The organism is Nonomuraea sp. C10 (assembly GCF_008017515.1).
Lineage (GTDB): Bacteria > Actinomycetota > Actinomycetes > Streptosporangiales > Streptosporangiaceae > Nonomuraea > Nonomuraea ferruginea.
This window is the reverse complement of record NZ_VPFF01000001.1, coordinates 2,772,300-2,791,358: the sequence shown is the minus strand read 5'-3', so window position 1 is coordinate 2,791,358 and position 19,059 is coordinate 2,772,300. Positions and strand designations below refer to the sequence as shown.

Genomic DNA, 19,059 nt, shown 5'->3' with positions numbered 1-19,059 from the left:
TGCCGGCCTCCGACGTTAACCATCCGGGAGCCCCGGCAGGAGGGCGAATCCCGCTGAACGGGAGCGACGTCAGGCGTTCGAGCGACCGGCGAGCAGGAGGCGGCAGGCGATGCGCAGGTCGCCCTCCATCCGGGGGATCGGCAGCCGCCCGTTGAGCCCGGACTGCAGCACCCCGTACCAGCACTGGACGAGCAGCCGCACCAGCGTGACGTCCATCGGGGTGGGCTCGTCGACGGCCAGCGTCCGCAGGATGATGTCGCGGGAGGTGTCCTCGACGCGCGCGGCGTCGGCGACCACGGACGGGTTGGCGGTGCTGGCCGACTGGAGCATCGCGGCGGCCAGCGCGGGCCGGCGCAGGAGCTGGCGGCTGGCCTGGACGAGCACGTCGGCGACCGCGTCCTCCGGGCGGATGGCGGGCTCCGGGCGGCGGATGCTCTCGCTGAACCGGTCGATCTGCTCGGCCAGCACCGCGGTGAACAGGTGGGTCTTGGACGGGAAGTAGCGGTAGAGGGTGGCGATGGCGACCCCCGCCTCCTTCGCCACCTCGTGCATCTGCACGCGCTCCAGGCCCCTGTCGGCGCCGATCCGCGCCGCCGCCCCGAGGATGCGCAGGTGGCGGGCCCGCTGCTCCGGCGAGCTGGGCTCGGCCGGTGTCCTGACCTCGGCGATCCTCGGCACCTTCTCCCCCCGACCGGTCTGTGGGATGGCACGACCCTACACACCCGCGCGCCCGTGGACCTGGGAGTCTTCCACTCAACGGGATCCCGGGGGTGGAATGCCGGAGGGGGGTTTGTAGGTTCGAGTCGTCAAGCGCACGTTGAGGGGAAGCGATGACAGCCGAGTTCGCCGACGCCGAACCCCTGATCGACCCACCTACCACGGCCGAGTTCCGCAGGGCGATGGGCATGTTCGCCAGCGGGGTGACCGTGGTCACCGGCCTCGACGACGGCGAGCCGGTCGGGTTCACCTGCCAGTCGTTCGCGTCGGTGTCGCTGGAGCCGCCGCTGATCCTTTTCTGCGCCGATCACCGGGGGCGCGCCTGGCCGCGCATCAGGAAGAGCGGCCGCTTCTGCGTGAACGTGCTGGGCGAGGACCAGGTCGAGCTCTGCGGCCGGTTCGGGTCCAGCACCGGCGGGAAGTTCGACGGCCTCGGCTGGGATCTGTCCCGCTGGGGCGTCCCCGCCCTGCGCGACGTGCTGCTGCGGGTGCACGGCGAGGTGCGCGACGTGCACGTCGCGGGCGACCACGACGTGGTCATCGGTCTGGTACGGGAGCTCGAACCGGTCACCGAGCAGCAGCCGATGCTGTTCTACCGCGGCCGGTTCGGTCTCGGCGAGCGGCGGCCCGGCGAGCCCGGCGCCAACCTGTGGAGCTGGGGCGACTACTGAGTCCGGCCCGCGAACCCCTGGACAGGAGCAAGGACCGGCGCACGACGATCGTCCGGGCAGGCGCGTGGGCTGCCGCGGGGATCAGGACCGGTCGCCTCGTCCGGCGGTGAGCAGCCGGTCGATCGGTCCGGGGAGCCGTCCCCGGTGCGGCACGCGGGCGGCGTGCCGGAGCGGCTCCGGCTCGGGGAACAGCGCGCGCGACGCCTGCCGCGCGGCGTCGCGCACCAGCGGCGCCACCCGCTCCAGCGGCGCGCGGGAGTCGCCCGCCAGCGAGATGCCCGCCACCGGCCCCTCGGGCCCGCGGATCGCCGCCGCGACCGACGTGATGCCGGGGAAGCAGTCGCCGCGTTCGAAGGCCAGCCCGCGGCGCTGCCGGACGCGGTGCAGCTCCTGGTGCAGGGAGCCCGGGTCGCCGATGAGCGCCTCCACCCGTTCCGGCTCCAGCCAGGCGAGGATCGCCCGGCCGAGCGCGGTGGCGCGGGCGGGCGCGCGGCCGCCGACCCTGGACGGCACCGACCGCGCGAACGGGCCGCCGGCCTTGTCCAGGAAGCGCACGTCGGCGCCGTCGAGGACCGCGAGGTGGACGACCAGGCCGCTGCTCAGCTGAAGCTCGTGCAGCAGCGGCGCGGCGGCCTCGCGGATCCGGCCGTGGCCGCCGTCGCCGCCGAGCCCGAGCGCGCGCCGGCCCAGGCGGTAGCCGGACGAGGTGTGCTCCAGCCAGTCGAGCCTGACGAGCTGGTCGAGGATGCGGTGCGCGGTGGAGCGCGGCAGCCGGGTCCGGCGGGCGACGTCCTCCAGGGTGAGCAGGGCGGCGCGGCCGGCGAACGCGTCCATGATGAGCGTCATCCGCTCGACCATGGACGGCGGCGGCTCCGCGCCCGCGTTGAGAGGGGTCATCACACCTCCCAAATCTGAAATGAATTCTTGCGTGGACCCTAACAACGGGACGTACCCGTGGGAAGGCCCGGCGCCGTCACGCGCCGGGCCCGGGACGCCGCTGGGGTCAGGAGGCGCTGTGGCCCACCGCCCTCGCGTAGAACGAGCGGTCCACGTACCGGTCCTCCGCGATGACGTCCGCGTACTTCACGGTCTTGAAGGCGATGAACACCTTCTGCTCCGACTCGCCGGTCCCCTGGCGGATCTCCCAGTCGAAGGTGAGCGACGGCGTGCGGGTCAGCGAGTCGCGCGGCTGCTGGGTGCCCTCCGCCATGGCGTCCAGCACCTTGTCGTCCTTGATGTAGTCGCCGTCCAGGTAGGTGTTGACCGTGCGGATGTACGCGCGGACGAACGCCTGGAGCACCTCGGGCCGCTCCTCGATCATCGACTTGCCCGCGTAGAAGCCGCCGAGCGGCTCACCCGCCGGCTGCCCGCCGACGAGCACGTAGCTGTCCGGCTGGTCGGCCGCGGCCAGCCAGTACGGGTCCAGCAGCCAGGCGGTGTCGATGGCCTTGTTGGACAGCGCGGTCATCAGGTCGGCGGCCGGGAGCTGCTTGATCTCCATGTCCCCCAGCGTGATGCCGTGCTCGCGCAGGGCCTTGTCCATCGGGTAGGCGATCGCGGAGGCGGCGCCCACGGTGGAGCCGAGGGTCTTGCCCTTCAGCTCCTTCAGGTCCGGATCGGCCGGGTCGGAGAAGATGTCGCGGCGGGCCCACAGCCCGGTCTGCGGCTGGGACAGGTCGGCCGCCTTCGGCTCGACGAAGTTGCCCAGCACCCACTTGATGTCCAGCCCCTGGCTGACCGCGTTGAACAGGCCCGCCTCGGTGCCGCCGTACGAGACGTCCACCCGGCCGGCGGCGAGCTGCGGCATCGCGTCGGCGAACGGCAGGACGGAGAACTCGATCTTCAGGTTCTCCTTCTCGAACTCGCCCTGCGCCATCCCGACGAAGATCGGCGCGAGGCTGCTGGAGCGGGACGCGGAGGTCATGCGGATGGTCGCGGGCTCCTTGAGCGGCTGCGCCGCGGGCGTGCCCGCCTCGCACCGGGCGATCTTGCGGTCCGGGCTCAGGTCGGCGGGGTCGACGTACGAGTCCGGCCCGCAGCCCTCGACGGGCACGACCGCGCCGAGGTCGGTGGCGGGCGCGGCCGACGGCTCCCCGCCGCCACCGCCGCACGCCGCGGCGGACAGTAACAGCAGCGCGGCGCCCAGGACGCGGAATCTGGACATGGGTTCCTCCAGGATGAACATGCGGAAGGGGGGGTCAGGTCGGGATGATCGCGTTGTCGTCGGACGTCCACCGGATGAACAGCCGGCCGATGGCCTTCACCAGGAGCGCGAACAGATAGCCGATGAGGGCGACGAGCACGATGCCGACGTAGCTCTGTTCCAGCAGCAGCAGGGTGCGGCCCTGCTCGATGAGATAGCCGAGACCCTGGTCGCTGATCACGAACTCGATGCCGACGAGCATCAGGACGGAGACGCCGGCGGAGATCCGCAGGCCGACGAAGATCTCCGGGAGCGCGGCGGGGAGCAGCACGTGGCGGAACATCTCCCACCGGTTGGCGCGCAGCATCAGCGCGGCCTCGCGGTAGCCGGTGGGCACCGCCATGACGGCCGACATGACCGAGATCCAGACGAAGAAGTAGACGGTCGCCGCGATCAGGACCACGACCGAGGTGTCGCCGAAGCCGAAGATGGTCAGGAAGATCGGCAGCAGCGCCAGCTTGGGCACGGTGTACCAGGCCCAGGAGAAGGGTTCGAGCGCCGCGCGCAACACCCGCGACATGCCCATGAGCAGGCCGACCACGAGCCCGCCCGCGGCCCCCAGCAGGTAGCCGAGTATGACCCGGCGGACGCTGGTGACGGTGGCCTCGACCAGCTTGCCGTCCTCCCACAGCGCGACGAGGCCCGGGATCAACCGGCTCGGCGGCGGGTAGAGGAACGGGTCCACCCATTCGAGCACGGCGCTGAGCTGCCACAGCACCACGAACCCCACGGGCACCGAGACGCCGAGCACGACCTTGGTCGCGTTCCAGCGGCGGCGGGTCCGTACGGGATGCAGTTCGGCCACCCCGGGACGGCGGTACAACGTCGTGCTCATCGCGGGTCCTTCCCGGCGTCGAACTGGGCGACGACCTCGGAGTGCAGGCTCGACCAGAGCTCGCCGCGCAACTTGGCGAACAGGGGATCGGTGCGGATGGCGCTGGAGCGGGGGCGCTCGAACGGGACGTCGATGTCGGCGATGACGCGGCCGGGCCGCGCGCTCATCACGACCACCCGGTCACCGAGCAGCAGCGCCTCCTCCAGGCTGTGGGTGACGAACACGACCGTGCGCCGCCTGGCCTGCCAGATGGCCAGCAGCTCGTCCTGCAGCACCTCGCGGAGCTGGGCGTCGAGCGCCGCGAACGGCTCGTCCATGAGCAGGACCTCGGGGTCGATGGCCAGCGCTCGGGCGATGGAGACGCGCTGGCGCATGCCGCCGGACAGCGCGCTGGGGTAGACGTCGGCGAAGTCGGTCAGCCCGAGGCGGCCGAGCCAGTCGTCCACCGTCTCACGCCGTTCGGCGGGAGGCCGGCCGCTGAGCCGGAGCCCGAGCTCGACGTTGGCGCGGACGGTCTTCCACGGGTAGATGCCGTAGTCCTGGAAGACCATCGCGATGGGGATGCGGTTGTCTCCGGAGATCTCGACCGCGACCTCTCCCGAGGACGGCGCCAGCAGGCCCGCGATGATCTTGAGCAGGGTCGACTTGCCGCAACCTGACGGCCCCACCACGCAGAGGAACTCGTCATCGCCGATCGACAGGTCGACTGGTCCCAGGGCGTGCACGGTCGAGCGGCCGGTCGTGACGAAGGAGCGGGTGACGTCGCGGGCGGCGATGCGCCGGCCAACGTGATCCATGGGTCTCCCTGTCGGCGAGGGGATATTAGATTTAGCATTGCTATTATTTACAAGATAGTAATGAGAATAGAGACAAGTCAACGATCAGGAGGCAACGTGGCGGTCCGGCTGCTCGAAGGTGTCCGCGTGGTGGAGTTCGCTCTCCTCGAAGCGGGAGGTGTCGGCACCGTCCTCGCCGACCTCGGCGCCGACGTGGTGAAGGTGGAGCGTCCCGGCGGGGGCGACTACATCCGCCAGGTCGGGTGGCCGTTCGTGAACGGCGTGTCCCTCATGCACCATCACCTCGGCCGGGGCAAGCGCAGCCTCGCCCTCGACATCCAGCGGCCGGAGGGCGCCCGGCTGGCCGCCCGCCTCGTCGAGGCGAGCGACGTCGTCATCGAGGGCATGCGGCCGGGCGTGCTCGCCCGGCGCGGGCTCGGCTCGGCCGAGCTGCGCGAGCGCCACCCCGCGCTGGTGTGGTGCACGGTCTCCGGGTACGGCACCACCGGCCCGTACGCCGGGCTGGCCGCGCACGGGGTGGCGTTCGACGCCTGGGCGGGCGGGCTGCGGCTGGGGACCGACGAGCGGGGGTTCGCCTCGGCCGAGCTGAACGTGCCGCTCGGGACCCGGGTGGCGCCCCTGCTGGCGGCGAGCGCCATCCTGGCCGCGGTGCTGCGGGCGGCGCGCACCGGGCGGGGGTGCGCGATCGACATCGCCCAGGCCGAGGCGGCCGCGTCGGTGGACTGGCTGACGATCGAAGGGCACCGGGCGCATCTGCGGCCGGCGACCGAGGTGACCGGCAACCCGTCCGACGGCGGGGTACGCCGCGAGCCGGGCACGGCGGGGATGGGCGACAGCGTGCGCTACCAGGTGTACCCGAGCGCCGACGGGCACGTCCTGATCATGGCGACGGAGCGGAAGTTCTGGGAGCGGTTCTGCCACGCGGTCGAGCGGCCCGACCTGCTCGGCGACACCCCCGGCGGAGAGGTCGCCGACCACGCGCTCGGCGACCACCGGCTGCGCGCCGAGCTGACCGAGATCTTCCGCACCCGTGACACGGCCGGCTGGATCCGGCTCGGGCTGACCGCCGACGTGCCGATAGCGCCGGTGAACTCCCCCGCGACCCTTCCCGCCGATCCGCACTTCGCCGCCCGCACCCCGTGGCTGCCCGCCGCCGAGTACGGCGCCGACCTGCTGCCGCTCCCCGTCCACCTGGAGGACGAGGAACTCGCCCGCCCCTCCCCCGCCGCCACCCCCGGTCAGCACACGGACGAGGTCCTGACCTCCCTGGGCGTCCCGGCGTCCGAACTGGCCGAACTCCGCGAAGCCGGCGTTCTGGGCTGACCCCCAGCGGTCACCACACCGCGGAACCGCCGCCCCCGGGGCCACCCGGGGGCGGCGGGCCGCGCGTCGTGCTCGGGTCAGAGCACCTCGATGGCCGCCAGCACCGGGTCGCCCGTGCGGCAGACCTGGACGTCGATCTGGACGGCGCAGGCCGGGCAGTAGAGACGCCGCAGGACGAAACGGTCAGCGCCCTCGTACACGGCGCCGAGCGGGCTGCGCTCGGCCGGGGACGCGTCGGACACGACAAGGTGCTCGTACACGTTCCCGGCCGCGCCGCACAGCACGGTGCCGCACCGCCCGCACGCCACGACGCCCTCCCGGTGCGGCGCGTCGCCGTCCGGTGGGAGGAGGTCGAGGACGGCCGAGAGGGGACGGCCCTGGCGGGAGGGGGCAGGGGGCGCGGGCGGTCGGCCGATCCTGGCGTGCCTGCGGTCGTCGCGGCACCGGGACGTGGCGGGATCGTCGACGCGCAGCCCGTCCGGCCGCCGCGGGTCGCCGGTGACGACGACGCCGTAGTCGCGCAGCGCGCCGCGTACCGACACCAGGCCGTCCAGGACGTCGTCCAGCACGGCGGCCGGGTCGCGGTCCAGCGGGTCGCCCAGCCCGCCGCCGCCCTGGGAGACGGAGACCAGCAGGTCGCCCGTCCGGATCGGCACGGTCGCCGACGGCATGGGCAGCCGCCGCTCCCCCTCGTCCTCCAGATCCGCGAGATCGGGCACGACGGCCACGACGCTCTGCCCGCCGTACTCGCCCCCGCACACCCCCGCCGCCAGCGGATGCTGCAACCCCTGGCCGAACGACATCATGGTCATCGAGGCCCCGTCCCCGTGCGGGGTCAGCGCGTGCAGGGTGCCGACGCCGCCGCGGTGCCGTCCGGGTCCGCCGGTGTCGGCCAGTTCGGCGCGCCGCTCGTACAGCAGCGGCAGGTACGCCTCGTTGACCTCGACGTTCGCGCACGAAGCGCCGGGCGAGGTGGTGTAGCCGGAGGAGTCCGCGCCGTCGCCGGACCAGGTGGCGCCGCCGCCGCCGGTGATCTCGTCGAGCGTCATGGTGGCGTACGAGGTGCCGTCGCCGCGCTCCCCGTGCACCGTCCCGCCCCCGCCGCCCGCGGCCTGGCAGCTCGCCATCACCAGGTGCGCCAGGTCCCGCGACGCCTCCAGCATCCTGGCGAGGCACGCGTTGACGGAGACCCGGACCGCCTGACACGTGGCGGCGGTGCTCATGGCGACCCCGGCGGGCCACCGGGCGTGCACGACGGTGCCCTCGCGGCTGCGGATCCGCACGACCGGCCACACCCCGCCGGGCACCCAGGGCAGGCCGCCGCACAGGTAGATGAGCACGCCGCCGATCGCGAACCCGGCCAGCGCGGGGTATGCGGCGTTGATGGTGCCGGGCGCCTGCGGGTCGCTTCCGGTGAAGTCCAGCTCCAAGTCGTCGCCGCGCTTGGTCATGGTCAGCCGCACCGCGTACACGGCCTCGGTGGTGCCGCCGTGCGGGCGGTACTCGACGTACGCGACGTGCCGCCAGCGGCCGTCCGGCAGCGCGCGCAGCCGCTCGCGCAGCAGCGCCTCGGTACGCTCCAGCAGCCGGTCCATGACGGCCGCCACCGCGTCCGCGCCGTACTGCCCGCACAGCCTGCCCACCTCGGCGGTGACGCTCCGGTTGGCGGCCACCTGGCCGACCAGGTCCAGCCGGTTCAGTTCGGCCGTACGGGAGCGTACGAGATATTCGCGTTCGAGGTCGCGGCGCAGCCGGCCGCCCTCGACGATCCGCACCGGAGGCATGGGCACCGCCTCGTCGAAGATGGAGCGGGCGTCATACGTGATGCCGCCCGGGTTGGGGCCGCCCACGTCCGCCTGGTGGGCGGTGGAGCCGCACCAGCCGACGAGGGCGCCGTCCACGAAGATGGGCGCGACCACGACCACGTCGGGCTGGTGCAGGGTGCCGATGTAGGGGTCGTTGGTGACGAACTGGTCGCCGGGGCCGAAGCCGGGATTGTCCGCGTAGTTCTCCAGGATGTCCCGTACGACCAGGTGCATCGAGACGACCTGGGCGAGCACGTACCGGCCGCAGCAGACGACCCGCCCGTCCGGCGCCATGATCGCGGTGTTGAGGTCCCTGGCCTCGGCGGCCAGGTGCGAGCCGGACAGCCGGGCCAGCACCGCGGCCGCGTCGTCGTTGATCGTGTCGAGCCGGTGCCTGAGCACCTCGAACGTGATCTCGTCGATCATCGCTGTTCCTTGTCAGCTCGGGGATCAGGTCAGGTGGAGGTGGCCGCCGGCGTCCATGCGCGCCCGGCGCCCCGGGGGGAGCACGACGGTGGTCTGGCCGGACTCGACGAAGGCGGGTCCGGTGATCTCGCAGCCGGCGCTCAGGCGGCGCCAGTCGTAGACGGCGCAGCGGTGCTCGGCTCCGGCGAACCAGGCGGCCCGCTCGTCCACCGGCTCGGCCGCGCCGCCCGGCCGCGTGACCGGGGGCGGCACCGGCACCGGGGCCACCAGCTCGACCCGGACGCCGACCGCCTCGACCGGGGTGCCGTCGGCGGCGGTGCCGGCGCCGACGATCTCCTCGTACCGCTTGCGGAACTCCGACTCCAGCCGCGCCAGCTCGGCGGCGTCCACCGGCACGGCGACCGGCAGCTCGATGCGGCGCTGCTGGCGGTAGAAGCGCAGGGCCACGGTGTGGCGCAGGACGGGGGCGCGGCCGGACACCGCGGTGACGCTGTCCACCGCGCCGGGCAGGTCCGCCTCGATGCCGCCGGCCAGCTCCGCCAGCGCGGCCGCGACGGCCGGGCCGGCCTCGGCGACGGGCCCGGGGACGAGGCCGCGCTCGACGCCGATGCTCAGGTCGCTGGACACCGCCCCGTACGCGGACAGCTCGGCGGCCAGGTTCGGGATGATCACGTCCGTCGCGCCGAGCCCGTCGGCGTACCAGCTCGCGTACTGCGGCCCCGCGCCGCCGAAGGCGACCAGCGCGAACGCGGACGGGTCGTGCCCGCGCTGGATCGTGGTGCGGCGGATCAGGTCGCGCATCTGGTCGGCGGCGATGCGGACGATCCCCTCGGCGGCGGCCACGACGCCGATGCCGAGCGGCTCGGCGATGTGCGCGCGGATCGCCTCGCGGGCGGCCGCCACGTCGAGCGGCATCGACTCGCCGAGTCTGTTCAGGTAGCCGAGGACGGCGGAGGCGTCGGTGAGCGTCGGACGGGTGCCGCCCCGGCCGTAGCTCGCCGGACCGGGGTCGGCGCCCGCGCTGCGCGGGCCGACCCGCAGCGCGCCCAGGCCCTGGTCGAGCCAGGCGAGGCTGCCGCCGCCGGTGCCGATGGACTCGACCTCGACCACCGGGATGGCCAGCGCGTGCCGGTGCACCATCGGGGTGCTCGCCCGCTGCATGGCGCCGCCGATGACGAGCCCGACGTCGAAGCTGGTGCCGCCGACGTCGGTGGCGACGACGTTGGCGTGCCCCAGTTCGGCGGCGAGCGCGGCGGTGGCGGCGAGCCCGGCGACGGGTCCGGAGCGCAGGGTGTTCACCGGGGCGCGCAGGGTGTGCTCGACGGGTTCGGCGCCGCCGCCGGTGCGCAGGATCATCAGCACCCCGCCGAAGCCGTGCTCGCGCAGCCGTTCCTGCAGCGCGCGCAGGTAGGTGGCGACGACCGGGGCCACGTACGCGTCCAGCACGGCGGTGGACGTGCGCTCGTACTCGCCCACCACCGGGGCGATGGCGGAGGAGCAGGAGACGTGCACGCCGGGCAGTTCCTCGGCGACCAGGGCGGCCAGCCGCCGCTCGTGCCCGTCGTTGACCGGCGACCACAGCAGGCAGACGGCGACCGAGTCGGCGCCGCACTCGGCGAGGCGCCGGATGGCGGCCCGGGCCTGCTCCTCGTCGAGCGGCCGCACGACGGCGCCGGACACGTCGACGCGCTCGCTGACGCCGGCGGTGCGGGAGCGGGCGACGAGCTGGTCCGGCTTGCGCCAGCGGACCGGCATGGTGACGTCCAGCTCGTCCAGGCCGTGCAGCTTGTTGGCCTTGGCGATGGGCAGCGTGGACTCGAACCCGGCGGTGGTGAGCAGGCCGACGCGGGCGCCGCCGCCGGTGAGGAGCGCGTTGAGCCCGACCGTGGTGCCGTGGGTGAGGATCACCGTACGGGACAGCAGCTCGGACAGGGTGAGGCCGAGCGCGGCGGCGGCCTGCCCGATGGAGTCGAGCACGCCCTGCTCGACCCGGCCGGGGGTGCTGAGCGCCTTGCCGACGCCCAGGCGGCCGTCGGAGAGGGTGACCACGGTGTCGGTGAAGGTGCCGCCGGTGTCGACGCCGATGAACGCCTTGACGCCGCTCGTCTCCGTCTGGATCATGCGGCGGCCCCGCCCGCGACCGGGAGGTTCACTCCGCTGACGAACGAGGCGGCGTCGGACACGAGGAACTCGACGGCGGCGGCCACCTCGTCCGCCGACTGGCCGCGGCCGAGCGGGATGGTGCGGGCGAGCCAGTCGGCCAGCGGGAGCCCTTCGCGTTCGGCCAGCCTGACCAGGCCGGGGTTGGGGAACCGGGGGTCGCCCGGGTGGACGCCGAGCGGGCAGACGGTGTTGACCCGGATGCCGAGCGGGCCGAGCTCGCCGGCGAGCGCCGCGGTGAGGTGGTTGACCGCGGCGCGGGCCACGCCGACCACGCCGGCGTCGGCGACCGGGGTCAGGCCCGCGTACGAGGAGAGGGTGACGATGGCGCCGCCGCCGGCCGCGGTGAGCGGGGGCACGCAGGCGCGGGCGATGAGCCAGGCGGCGGTGAGGTTCCAGTCCAGGCCGCGCTGCCAGGCGTCCGGGCCGGTGGCCGCGAGCGGACCGTCGCCGAGCGCCGAGCCGGTGGCGCCGACCAGGTTGCAGCAGGCGTCGAGGCGGCCCAGCTCCCCGACGGCACGGGCCACGAGCTCCTCGACCGAGGCCGGGTCGGTGGGGTCGACCGGGAACGCGGCCACCGGCCGCCCGGCGGCCTCGGACACCTCGGCCGCGACGTCCTCCAGCTTCGCCGCCGCCACCCTGCCGGTGCCCGCGCCTCCCTGGGACACGTCCACGGCGTCGGCGAGGACCAGCCGCGCGCCGGCCCTGGCCAGCCGTAGCGCCGTGGCCCGGCCGATGCCGGGCGGGCGGGCCGCTCCCACCACCAGGATCGCCTTCGCGCTGAGGTCCATGCCACCTCCACTGATATTATTGTCTTATCAATCTTAACCATGATTGCTCTCTTTGAGCTAGGCTTGATCACATGACTTCACCCCCACTCGACGTCAGCGGCCGCCCGCTCGCCCTGCGGGCCATCGACTGGGACCCCCTGTTCGCCCCGCGCTCGGTCGCGGTGATCGGGGCCACCGACACCGAGGGCAGCCCGCAGCGGGCCCAGTGGCGCCAGGCCAGGGAACGCCTGCTCGCGCGGGGGGCCCACGCCGTCCACCCGGTCCACCCGGTCAAGCCCGCCATCGACGGCGTCCCCGCGTACCGCAACGTCCTGGACGTCCCCGGCGACGTCGACGTGGCGATCGTGCTCGTCCGCGACCCGCTGCCGGTGCTGGAGGACTGCCTGGCCAAGGGCGTGCGGTTCGCGTACGTGTTCGCGGCCGGCTTCGCCGAGCTGGGCACCGAGGAGGGGCACGCGGCGCAGCGGCGGCTGGAGGAGGTCGCCCGCGGCCCGATGCGGATCATCGGCCCCAACACGAACCTCAACCTCATCGAGCCGTGGCGCGAAGGCCTGCCCGGCCGCAAGCTCGCCGTGGTGACCCAGTCGGGCAACCAGGGACGGCCCGTCGTGCAGGGGCAGGAGCTGGGCATCGGCGTCCACGCCTGGGCGACCGTCGGCAACGAGGTGGACCTGGAGTTCGCCGACTTCGCCGCGCACTTCGCCAGGACGCCGGGCGTCGGCGCCATCGCCGCGTACGTCGAGGGCTTCGTCGACGGCCGCACCATGCGGCTGGCCGCCGACGAGGCGGTGCGGGCGGGCGTGCCCATCGTCTGCATCAAGGTCGGCCGCAGCGACCAGGGCCAGGCCATGGCCAGGGCGCACACCGGGCACCTGACCGGCCCCGACGCGGTGCACGACGCCGTGTTCCGCCAGTCCGGGGTGATCCGGGTGGACGACATCGACGAGGCGATCGAGGTCTCCGGCGCGTTCTGCCACACGCCGCCGCTGGCCGGGGACCGGGTGGCGCTGTGCGTCATGTCAGGCGGCACCGGCTCGCACGTGGCCGACCTGTGCGGCCTGGCCGGGGTGCCGCTGCCCCGGCTGGAGGAGCGTACGATCGCCCGGCTGCGCGAGCTGCTGCCAGGCTACCTGCACCTCGGCAACCCGGTCGACACGGGCGGCGTCGCGACCGCCCGGCCCGAGGGCCGCAAGGTGCTGGAGGCGCTGATCGAGGACGCCAACACCGACGTCCTGCTCGCGCCGATCACCGGCGTGTTCCCCGGCATGAGCGACGCCATCACCCGCGACCTGATCGCGCTGCACGAGCGGGGCGGCAAGCCGATCGTGGTCGCCTGGACGTCGCCGATCAGGGACGCCGACCATCGGGCGCTGTGCGAGGCGGGCATCCCGGTGTTCCACTCCTTCCGCACGGCGGTCCGCGGCATCCGGGCGATGGCGGACTTCTGGGCGCTGCACCGCGGCTACCGCGGCCCGTTCGCGGACGCGCCGCGCGAGCCGTCCGCCGCCTTGGCCGCCGTCCGTGACCGGCTCGTGCCCGGCTCGACGCTGGACGAGGTGGCCGCGAAGGACGTGCTGCGCGCGTACGGGATCCCGGTGGTGGAGGAGGCGGTCGCCGCGTCGCCGGACGAGGCGGTGGCGGCGGCGGCCCGCTTCGGGTATCCCGTGGTGCTCAAGGCGCTCGCCGACGGGCTGGCCCACAAGTCCGACCTCGGGCTGGTCCGGGTCGGGCTCCGCGACGCGGACGGGGTACGGGACGCGTACGCGGAGATCGTGGCCGGGGCCTCGGGGCTGCGGCTGACGGGGGTGGTGGTCCAGCCGCAGGTGACCGACGCGGTGGCCGAGCTCATCCTGGGGGTCAGCCACCAGGCGCCGTTCGGGCCGACGATCACGTTCGGGCTGGGCGGGGTGTTCACCGAGGTGGTGCGGGACGTGTCGTTCCGGGTGCCGCCGTTCTCCCGTGAGGAGGCGCTGCGGATGATCGGCGAGACCCGCGCGCCGGCGCTGCTCGCCGGCGTCCGCGGCCGGCCCGCCGGCGACCTGGACGCGGTCACCGACGCGGTCATGCGCCTGCAGACGCTGGCGCTGGAGCTCGGCGACTCCATACGCGAACTGGACGTCAACCCCCTGCTGGTACGGCCGGACGGCCTCGGAGCGGTGGCCGTCGACGCCCTGGTGATCACGTCCTGACGTGAACCCCCGCACGACGCGGGGCCGGGCCGGGCTCCCACACCCGGCCCGGCCCCGCGCACGGTGCGGCGGCCTGGTCTGGTTACTCTGCCCAGTCCTCGGTGCGGTCGGAGCGGGCCGGTTGGCGGCCGATGCGCATGGGGGACAGCGGGGCGTCGACCAGGAGGGTGCGCTGGAAGGACCGGGCCGTGTCGCGGAGCCGGGTCTTCCAGCCGCCGGCGGCCCGGTCGGCGTCGTTCGCGGCCTCGAAGGCGGCCCACCGCTCGTAGTCCGGCACGGCCCAGAGCAGGAAGCACTCGGAGTCGTCGCCGAGCGCGGTCCGCCAGGCGCCGGCCAGGTCCCAGCCGAAGCGCCCGTAGTGCGGGACGGCCTGGTCGCGGACCCGTTCCAGAAAGTCGGCCGCGTCCCCCGGCGGCACCGTGATCCGCTCGTGCGCGTACACCTCGCCGCGCACCCCGTCGGCGCACAGCTCCTCGATGGTGCGCGTCCACGGCGCGGGCAGGAGCAGGCGGTCGACGCCGCCGGAGCGCATCTCGGCGGCGGCCGCCCACCAGGCGGCCAGCTTCGGGTCCTGCAGCGACGGGTGGCCCAGCTCGTGCCGGAACGACGACGCCAGGCCGTCCCACCCGTCCTCCTCCCAGATGTTGACCACGCCCGGCCACCAGGCGGTCGAGCCGACGACGCCCCACACCCCGTAGCAGAGCTGGTCGCGCTCCTCCTGGGCGATGGGGCTGAAGTTGGCGGTCATGTGGTGCATGTACCGGGCGCGGTTGTGGCCGGTGACGTCGATGAACTCGTGGATGTACATCTTGTCGTTCACGGGGACCCTCCGGAGGTTCAGGCGCTGAGGCGCATGGTCTGCTCGGCGACCCCGGCCAGGGAGGCGCCGTCCTGCCACAGCGCCACCCGGCCGGCGGCGGTGCGGCCGGCGCGGGCCACCAGGCTCACGTCGAGCAGGACCCACTCGGCGACGGGACCGCCGAACAGCCGGAGCGACGCGCTGACGGTGGTCACCCGGGGCCGTTCCGGCAGGGTCCGGCGCAGCAGGTAGGGGACGTGGTCGCTGACCACCGCGAGCCGCACCTCGTCCGGCACGTCGCAGAGCACCCGCGCCCACAACAGGACCGACCCGGGCGACCCACCGGCCACCCGGACGTCGAGCATCATCGCGCCGCCTGACCCCGACTCGTACGAGCGCTCCGGACACTCCAACGGCCCGGGAACCCGCGGCGGGCTCGCGACGCCGCCCGAGGTCACCGTCCCAGGGCGAGCGACGACGCCGCCCGGCGCCACCGCCTCAGCGGCGGGGGCCGCCTCGACGACGGCGGTGCCGGTGAGGGCAGGTCGGTCGCCGTCGGTGGCGTCGAGGCGGCAGTGGGACAGGGCCCGGCCCTCGGTGAGCACGTCGCACCGTACGGAGAGCCGGGCGCCACGCGCGACGGGCCGCAGGAAGGCCGCGGACAGGTCGCGCAGCCGCCGCCCGGTAGCGCGCTGGGCGGCGTCGGCGAGCAGCCCGAGCCCCCAGCCGCCGAAGAGCGCGCCGGTCCCGGAGCAGATCTCGCGGGACACGGGCACGTCGGACGGCGGGCCGCCGAGCGGCCAGGTCATCGCCTGATCACGGGTTTGGTCACCGAGTTGGTGCCGCCGAAGCAGAACTGGCTGCGCCCCGCCTTGGCCCCGACCACGAACAGCTCGAAGCAGTCGGCCGACGGGTTGACGGTGACCGGCGTCTCGGGGGCGTCGAGCAGCCAGCGCAGCTCGGGGTGCGAGGTCTCGAAGGCCGGCATCGACTGGTTGAGCATGAGCTGGCGGAAGGGCAGCTTGGTGCGCCGGTGGATGGCCTCCTTGATGTCGGCGGGCGTCCACCCGGCGGCGGCGAACGCGGCGGCGTGGTCGGGCGCCATCAGCAGCAGGTTGGAGAACGTGCCGTGGAACGGGTAGCCGGCCTCCAGCGGCGCGTCCTTCTTGATCAGCCACGCCCCGGCGGACGGGGTGCCGACCGCGTGGGAGGTGAGCGTGGACCAGCTCTCGATGAGCTTCTCCGGGTCGGAGTTCTGGAAGTCGAAGAACTCGGTCATCCCGTACGGCACGTTCACGGTGACCGTGGAGTCTTCGAGGGAGTGGCCCTGCTGCACCCGCCACGGCGCCCACGGGGTGCGCTCCTCGTTCTCCGCCACGCAGGCGGAGAACTTCATCGGCGTGCCGATGGTGTCCATGTCGGTGATGCCGGGGTAGGACAGGCCGACGTTCATCATGATCAGCCGCAGGGCGCGGCCGATGGCGATGTTGACCTCGGAGACGGAGCCGGGGCCGAGGGCGCACATGCCGCGGTTCATGCCGATCTCGTCGGCGATCGGGCCGGACACCAGCACCACGGGCGCCTGCGGGCCGGTGGACATGGCCCAGGTGCGCAGCCCGATGGACGGGTCCAGCACGCACTCCATCATGGCCATGATCACCGGCATGGTCTCGGGCCGGCAGCCGGCCATGACCGCGTTGGCCGCGATCTTCTCGACCGTGCCGATGCCGAACCCCGGCGCGAAGTCGCCCACGACGTGGCCGCCGTCCAGCCCGGACGCCGCGATCATGGCGTCGACCTTGGCCCGGGTGGGCGGCACCAGCGGCATGCCGTCGCTCCAGCCGTTGGCCACGAACCGGCGCTGCATCTCGTCGAACGCCTCCAGCAGGTCGCCCCCTCCGTAGTGCAGCTCGGGGGCGCTCTCCAGGACCATCGAGGCGAACTCGGGCAGCACGTCGAACACCGGCCGCGGCTTGGTCAGGCACTCGACCACCTCGGCGAACGACTCCTCGACCATGCGGTGGATCTCGGCGGTGTCCTTGTTGGAGAAGCACTCGGGCACGATGACCGGGCAGGCCTCGGGCACCCCGAAGGTCTTGGCGCTGAACCGGGCGTCCTCGTCGAAGATCGCCGCGGTGTAGCCGATCGCCGGCACGCCGCGCCGCTCCACCTCGCACAGGTCGCGGATCAGCCAGGAGGTGCAGCTGCCGCAGTCGGCGGAGGTGCCCACCAGGGCGTCGACCTTCTCCTCGATGAGCGTGAGCTGCTCCTCCGACAGGTAGCGGGTCGTGCCGCCGAGCGCGCCGGTCATCTCGACGAACGTGACGTCCTCGTACGCGGCCTCGATCAGCTCGCGGGCCTTGACCAGCGCGTCGAGGCCGTTCTGCTTGCCGTTCCAGTAGAGCGCCACCGTGGCGCCGTCGAGCGTCTCCGGCCGCGGCGCGGGCGGGAACCGGTCGCCGTCGGCGTGGGAGCGTGGCGTGGCCACCGGGTTGACGATGCTCAGCCGGGCACTCATGTAAGGACCTCCACCACGATCTCCGTTCCTGGGCTGCGGCGGCGCAGCGTCTCCGCCATGAGCTGGCTCAGCTCGTGCTGCGGCAGGACGCACACGTCGTCCGCGCAGTCGGGACCCGCGCTGCCGGGCCGGTAGCCGACCCGGATCGTGCCGGCGTCCTCCGCCAGCAGGACGAGCTCGCCGCCGTCACGGCTGACCATCCGCTCGAACTCCGCCACCAGCCGCGCTCCGGTCGACGTCACGGCCATCACCACCCTTGCTTCCATAACCAGGTACCTAGTCTTACAGCCCGTACGAGCGGCCGACAAGAGACCTGAAGCGAATTCAGGTACCTAGTTTTTCTCAGCTATGTTTTCTATCATTGCTACGATAAATTGAAACGGTGGCAACCCTCAAGCGGGTGCGCGCGGGAAAGTCAGGACGGCTCGCGCACGTCCGACCAGTCGATCACCTGGGCGATCTGCCGGGGGTAGCCCTCGCGCAGCCGCCGCCCGAACTCCTCCTCCAGCTCGCGCATCGCGTCGCGGGCCGCCTGCGCGTCACGCGCCGCCACCGCCGCGTGCACCGTGCGCAGCCGGCCCAGCACCTGCGCGCGGTAGCGCTCGTCCGGCACGAACCCGGCGCTGTTCACGATCGCCCGCAGGGCCGGGCTGAGGAAGGCGAACAGCTCGTTGTGGCAGCTCTCGGCCAGGTGGCGCCAGTAGGACTCGTAAGCCGCGGAGAAGGCCCGGTAGGAGCCGAGCCCGCGCTCGATCGCGTCGAGGTCGCCCGCCATCGCGGCCAGCTCCTCGTCGGTGGCGTTGCGCGCGGCCAGCTCCGCCAGGCCGGGCTCGATCATCACCCGGGCGTCCAGCACCGAGCTCAGCGGCGCCCCGGCGAACTGCAGCAGCAGGGCGACGGTGGAGGCGAGGTTGGGCCAGCCGGGCTGCACGATCTCCGGCCCGCCGTTCGGCCCCGGCCGCATCACGATCAGCCCCTGGTGTTCCAGGAACCGGAGCGCCTCCCGGTAGGTGCCCCGCCCCACGCCGTGCCGCCGCATCGCCTCGGCCTCCGGCAGGTAGCGGTCGCCCGGGCCCATGCCGCTGTCGCGCATCGTCTCCACGATCTGCCTGGCGACCTCGAGAGACAGCTTCGGGCGGCGCTCACCGGGATCAACTCGCACCCGCAGATTGTACGCAGCACGCACAGGAGGACCCGATGACCGATCTCGGCCTGCTCGGACTGTGCCACGTGGGCATCGCCGTGCCCAGCGTGGCGGAGTTCACCCGTACCTGGGGCACGCTGCTGGGCGTCTCCGACTGGCTGGTCACCGAGATCGACCAGCCGGCCGGCCTCCTCCAGCTGCACGGCGAGCGGCAGGGCCCGTCCCGCTCCAGGATCGCCATGGCCCGCCTGGCGGACACGGCGATCGAGCTGGTCGAGCCGCTGGAGGGCCGCACCCGCACCTCGGCCTGGCTGGAGACCCGCGGCCCCGGCATCCACCATCTGGCCTTCTGGGTGCGCGACCTGGACCACGCCGTCGCCGCGCTCGCCGACCACGCCGACGTCACCTACTCCCCCGCCGCCCGCCTCCGGCCCGGACCCGCCGGGACGCCGGTGTCCGCGGTGGCCCGCGGCAGCGGCCCGCTTCCCGTCGATCCGGGGTTCTGGCTGTACTCGGAGTCGCGTGACGCCCAGGTGCCCTGGTGCCTGGAACTCCTGGACGCGCGCCGGGCGGACGTGGTGCGCGCCGCCTTCGGCGACCACGTCGTGTACCCCTCTTCGTGATCGGCCGCACCAAGGTCTTGCCGGAGGTGTGACGTAGGCGACAATATAAGTCGCTATA

17 protein-coding genes are annotated in these 19,059 nt (G+C 73.5%); 4 read left to right on the top strand and 13 right to left on the bottom strand.

What is annotated here, in order from left to right:
* Window positions 1-69 precede the first annotated feature (69 nt).
* Entirely contained in the window at window positions 70-678 is a 609-nt protein-coding gene (locus FR742_RS12695) for a TetR/AcrR family transcriptional regulator (protein ID WP_148031153.1), read from the bottom strand.
* Window positions 679-830: 152 nt separating this feature from the next.
* On the opposite strand from FR742_RS12695, the gene FR742_RS12690 reads away from it, so the two are divergent.
* On the top strand, window positions 831-1,388 hold the full coding sequence (locus tag FR742_RS12690; RefSeq protein ID WP_148031152.1) for a flavin reductase family protein: 558 nt from the start codon (window positions 831-833) through the stop codon (window positions 1,386-1,388).
* A gap of 81 nt (window positions 1,389-1,469) precedes the next feature.
* Here the strand turns inward: FR742_RS12690 and FR742_RS12685 are convergent, their stop codons facing one another.
* The 4 genes from FR742_RS12685 to FR742_RS12670 all read right to left on the bottom strand — a co-directional run bounded on the left by FR742_RS12685 (window position 1,470) and on the right by FR742_RS12670 (window position 5,223).
* Entirely contained in the window at window positions 1,470-2,285 is an 816-nt protein-coding gene (locus FR742_RS12685) for an IclR family transcriptional regulator (RefSeq protein ID WP_222708916.1), read from the bottom strand.
* A gap of 106 nt (window positions 2,286-2,391) precedes the next feature.
* The gene (locus tag FR742_RS12680; RefSeq protein WP_187281126.1) at window positions 2,392-3,552 is read right to left on the bottom strand and encodes an ABC transporter substrate-binding protein; all 1,161 of its coding nucleotides are present in this window, start codon (window positions 3,550-3,552) and stop codon (window positions 2,392-2,394) included.
* Between the two features lie 34 nt (window positions 3,553-3,586).
* Window positions 3,587-4,426, bottom strand: coding sequence for an ABC transporter permease (locus tag FR742_RS12675; RefSeq protein ID WP_148031150.1), 840 nt, complete (start codon window positions 4,424-4,426; stop codon window positions 3,587-3,589).
* Window positions 4,423-5,223 (bottom strand): ABC transporter ATP-binding protein, encoded by an 801-nt coding sequence (locus FR742_RS12670; RefSeq protein WP_148031149.1) that lies wholly within the window; start codon window positions 5,221-5,223, stop codon window positions 4,423-4,425. The genes FR742_RS12675 and FR742_RS12670 overlap by 4 nt, the downstream gene beginning before the upstream one ends.
* 96 nt (window positions 5,224-5,319) lie before the next feature.
* Here FR742_RS12670 and FR742_RS12665 point away from each other — a divergent pair, with 96 nt between their 5' ends.
* Window positions 5,320-6,546 carry a CaiB/BaiF CoA-transferase family protein gene (locus tag FR742_RS12665; protein ID WP_222708915.1) on the top strand — a complete coding sequence of 409 codons (1,227 nt, stop codon included), beginning with the start codon at window positions 5,320-5,322 and terminating at the stop codon, window positions 6,544-6,546.
* A 77-nt stretch (window positions 6,547-6,623) separates the two neighbouring features.
* Here FR742_RS12665 and FR742_RS12660 read toward each other — a convergent pair whose 3' ends face one another.
* From FR742_RS12660 to FR742_RS12650, 3 genes are read right to left on the bottom strand one after another with little or no spacing between them, the layout of a single operon-like run.
* Window positions 6,624-8,777, bottom strand: a complete 2,154-nt coding sequence (locus FR742_RS12660) for a hydantoinase B/oxoprolinase family protein (RefSeq protein ID WP_148031147.1) — start codon at window positions 8,775-8,777, stop codon at window positions 6,624-6,626.
* Between the two features lie 24 nt (window positions 8,778-8,801).
* Window positions 8,802-10,898, bottom strand: coding sequence for a hydantoinase/oxoprolinase family protein (locus FR742_RS12655; protein ID WP_148031146.1), 2,097 nt, complete (start codon window positions 10,896-10,898; stop codon window positions 8,802-8,804).
* Window positions 10,895-11,728: an SDR family NAD(P)-dependent oxidoreductase gene (locus FR742_RS12650; protein ID WP_148031145.1), complete on the bottom strand. Its 834-nt coding sequence runs from the start codon at window positions 11,726-11,728 to the stop codon at window positions 10,895-10,897. Before FR742_RS12650 ends, FR742_RS12655 begins: the two co-directional genes overlap by 4 nt.
* A gap of 71 nt (window positions 11,729-11,799) precedes the next feature.
* Between FR742_RS12650 and FR742_RS12645 the strand changes: the two genes are divergently transcribed.
* Window positions 11,800-13,917, top strand: a complete 2,118-nt coding sequence (locus tag FR742_RS12645) for an acetate--CoA ligase family protein (protein ID WP_148031144.1) — start codon at window positions 11,800-11,802, stop codon at window positions 13,915-13,917.
* Between the two features lie 82 nt (window positions 13,918-13,999).
* Here FR742_RS12645 and FR742_RS12640 read toward each other — a convergent pair whose 3' ends face one another.
* From FR742_RS12640 to FR742_RS12620, 5 genes are all read right to left on the bottom strand, one after another.
* A complete protein-coding gene (locus tag FR742_RS12640) occupies window positions 14,000-14,737 on the bottom strand; it encodes an NIPSNAP family protein (protein WP_222708914.1) in 738 nt (245 codons plus the stop codon).
* A gap of 17 nt (window positions 14,738-14,754) precedes the next feature.
* Window positions 14,755-15,525: an acyl-CoA thioesterase domain-containing protein gene (locus tag FR742_RS12635; RefSeq protein WP_148031143.1), complete on the bottom strand. Its 771-nt coding sequence runs from the start codon at window positions 15,523-15,525 to the stop codon at window positions 14,755-14,757.
* Window positions 15,522-17,234 (bottom strand): hypothetical protein, encoded by a 1,713-nt coding sequence (locus tag FR742_RS12630; RefSeq protein WP_148031142.1) that lies wholly within the window; start codon window positions 17,232-17,234, stop codon window positions 15,522-15,524. The genes FR742_RS12635 and FR742_RS12630 overlap by 4 nt, the downstream gene beginning before the upstream one ends.
* Window positions 17,231-17,476 (bottom strand): hypothetical protein, encoded by a 246-nt coding sequence (locus FR742_RS12625; RefSeq protein WP_148031141.1) that lies wholly within the window; start codon window positions 17,474-17,476, stop codon window positions 17,231-17,233. The genes FR742_RS12630 and FR742_RS12625 overlap by 4 nt, the downstream gene beginning before the upstream one ends.
* A 173-nt stretch (window positions 17,477-17,649) precedes the next feature.
* Window positions 17,650-18,396: a FadR/GntR family transcriptional regulator gene (locus FR742_RS12620; RefSeq protein ID WP_148031140.1), complete on the bottom strand. Its 747-nt coding sequence runs from the start codon at window positions 18,394-18,396 to the stop codon at window positions 17,650-17,652.
* A gap of 35 nt (window positions 18,397-18,431) precedes the next feature.
* Here FR742_RS12620 and FR742_RS12615 point away from each other — a divergent pair, with 35 nt between their 5' ends.
* Window positions 18,432-19,001, top strand: a complete 570-nt coding sequence (locus FR742_RS12615) for a VOC family protein (RefSeq protein WP_148031139.1) — start codon at window positions 18,432-18,434, stop codon at window positions 18,999-19,001.
* Window positions 19,002-19,059 lie beyond the last annotated feature (58 nt).

Excerpts from the sequence above, each read along its gene's own strand:
- FR742_RS12690 (WP_148031152.1), top strand. The coding sequence starts at position 831 with ATGACAGCCGAGTTCGCCGACGCCGAACCCCTGATCGACCCACCTACC.
- FR742_RS12685 (WP_222708916.1), bottom strand. The coding sequence starts at position 2,285 with ATGACCCCTCTCAACGCGGGCGCGGAGCCGCCGCCGTCCATGGTCGAG.
- FR742_RS12680 (WP_187281126.1), bottom strand. The coding sequence starts at position 3,552 with ATGTCCAGATTCCGCGTCCTGGGCGCCGCGCTGCTGTTACTGTCCGCC.
- FR742_RS12675 (WP_148031150.1), bottom strand. The coding sequence starts at position 4,426 with ATGAGCACGACGTTGTACCGCCGTCCCGGGGTGGCCGAACTGCATCCC.
- FR742_RS12670 (WP_148031149.1), bottom strand. The coding sequence starts at position 5,223 with ATGGATCACGTTGGCCGGCGCATCGCCGCCCGCGACGTCACCCGCTCC.
- FR742_RS12660 (WP_148031147.1), bottom strand. The coding sequence starts at position 8,777 with ATGATCGACGAGATCACGTTCGAGGTGCTCAGGCACCGGCTCGACACG.
- FR742_RS12655 (WP_148031146.1), bottom strand. The coding sequence starts at position 10,898 with ATGATCCAGACGGAGACGAGCGGCGTCAAGGCGTTCATCGGCGTCGAC.
- FR742_RS12650 (WP_148031145.1), bottom strand. The coding sequence starts at position 11,728 with ATGGACCTCAGCGCGAAGGCGATCCTGGTGGTGGGAGCGGCCCGCCCG.
- FR742_RS12645 (WP_148031144.1), top strand. The coding sequence starts at position 11,800 with ATGACTTCACCCCCACTCGACGTCAGCGGCCGCCCGCTCGCCCTGCGG.
- FR742_RS12635 (WP_148031143.1), bottom strand. The coding sequence starts at position 15,525 with ATGACCTGGCCGCTCGGCGGCCCGCCGTCCGACGTGCCCGTGTCCCGC.
- FR742_RS12630 (WP_148031142.1), bottom strand. The coding sequence starts at position 17,234 with ATGAGTGCCCGGCTGAGCATCGTCAACCCGGTGGCCACGCCACGCTCC.
- FR742_RS12615 (WP_148031139.1), top strand. The coding sequence starts at position 18,432 with ATGACCGATCTCGGCCTGCTCGGACTGTGCCACGTGGGCATCGCCGTG.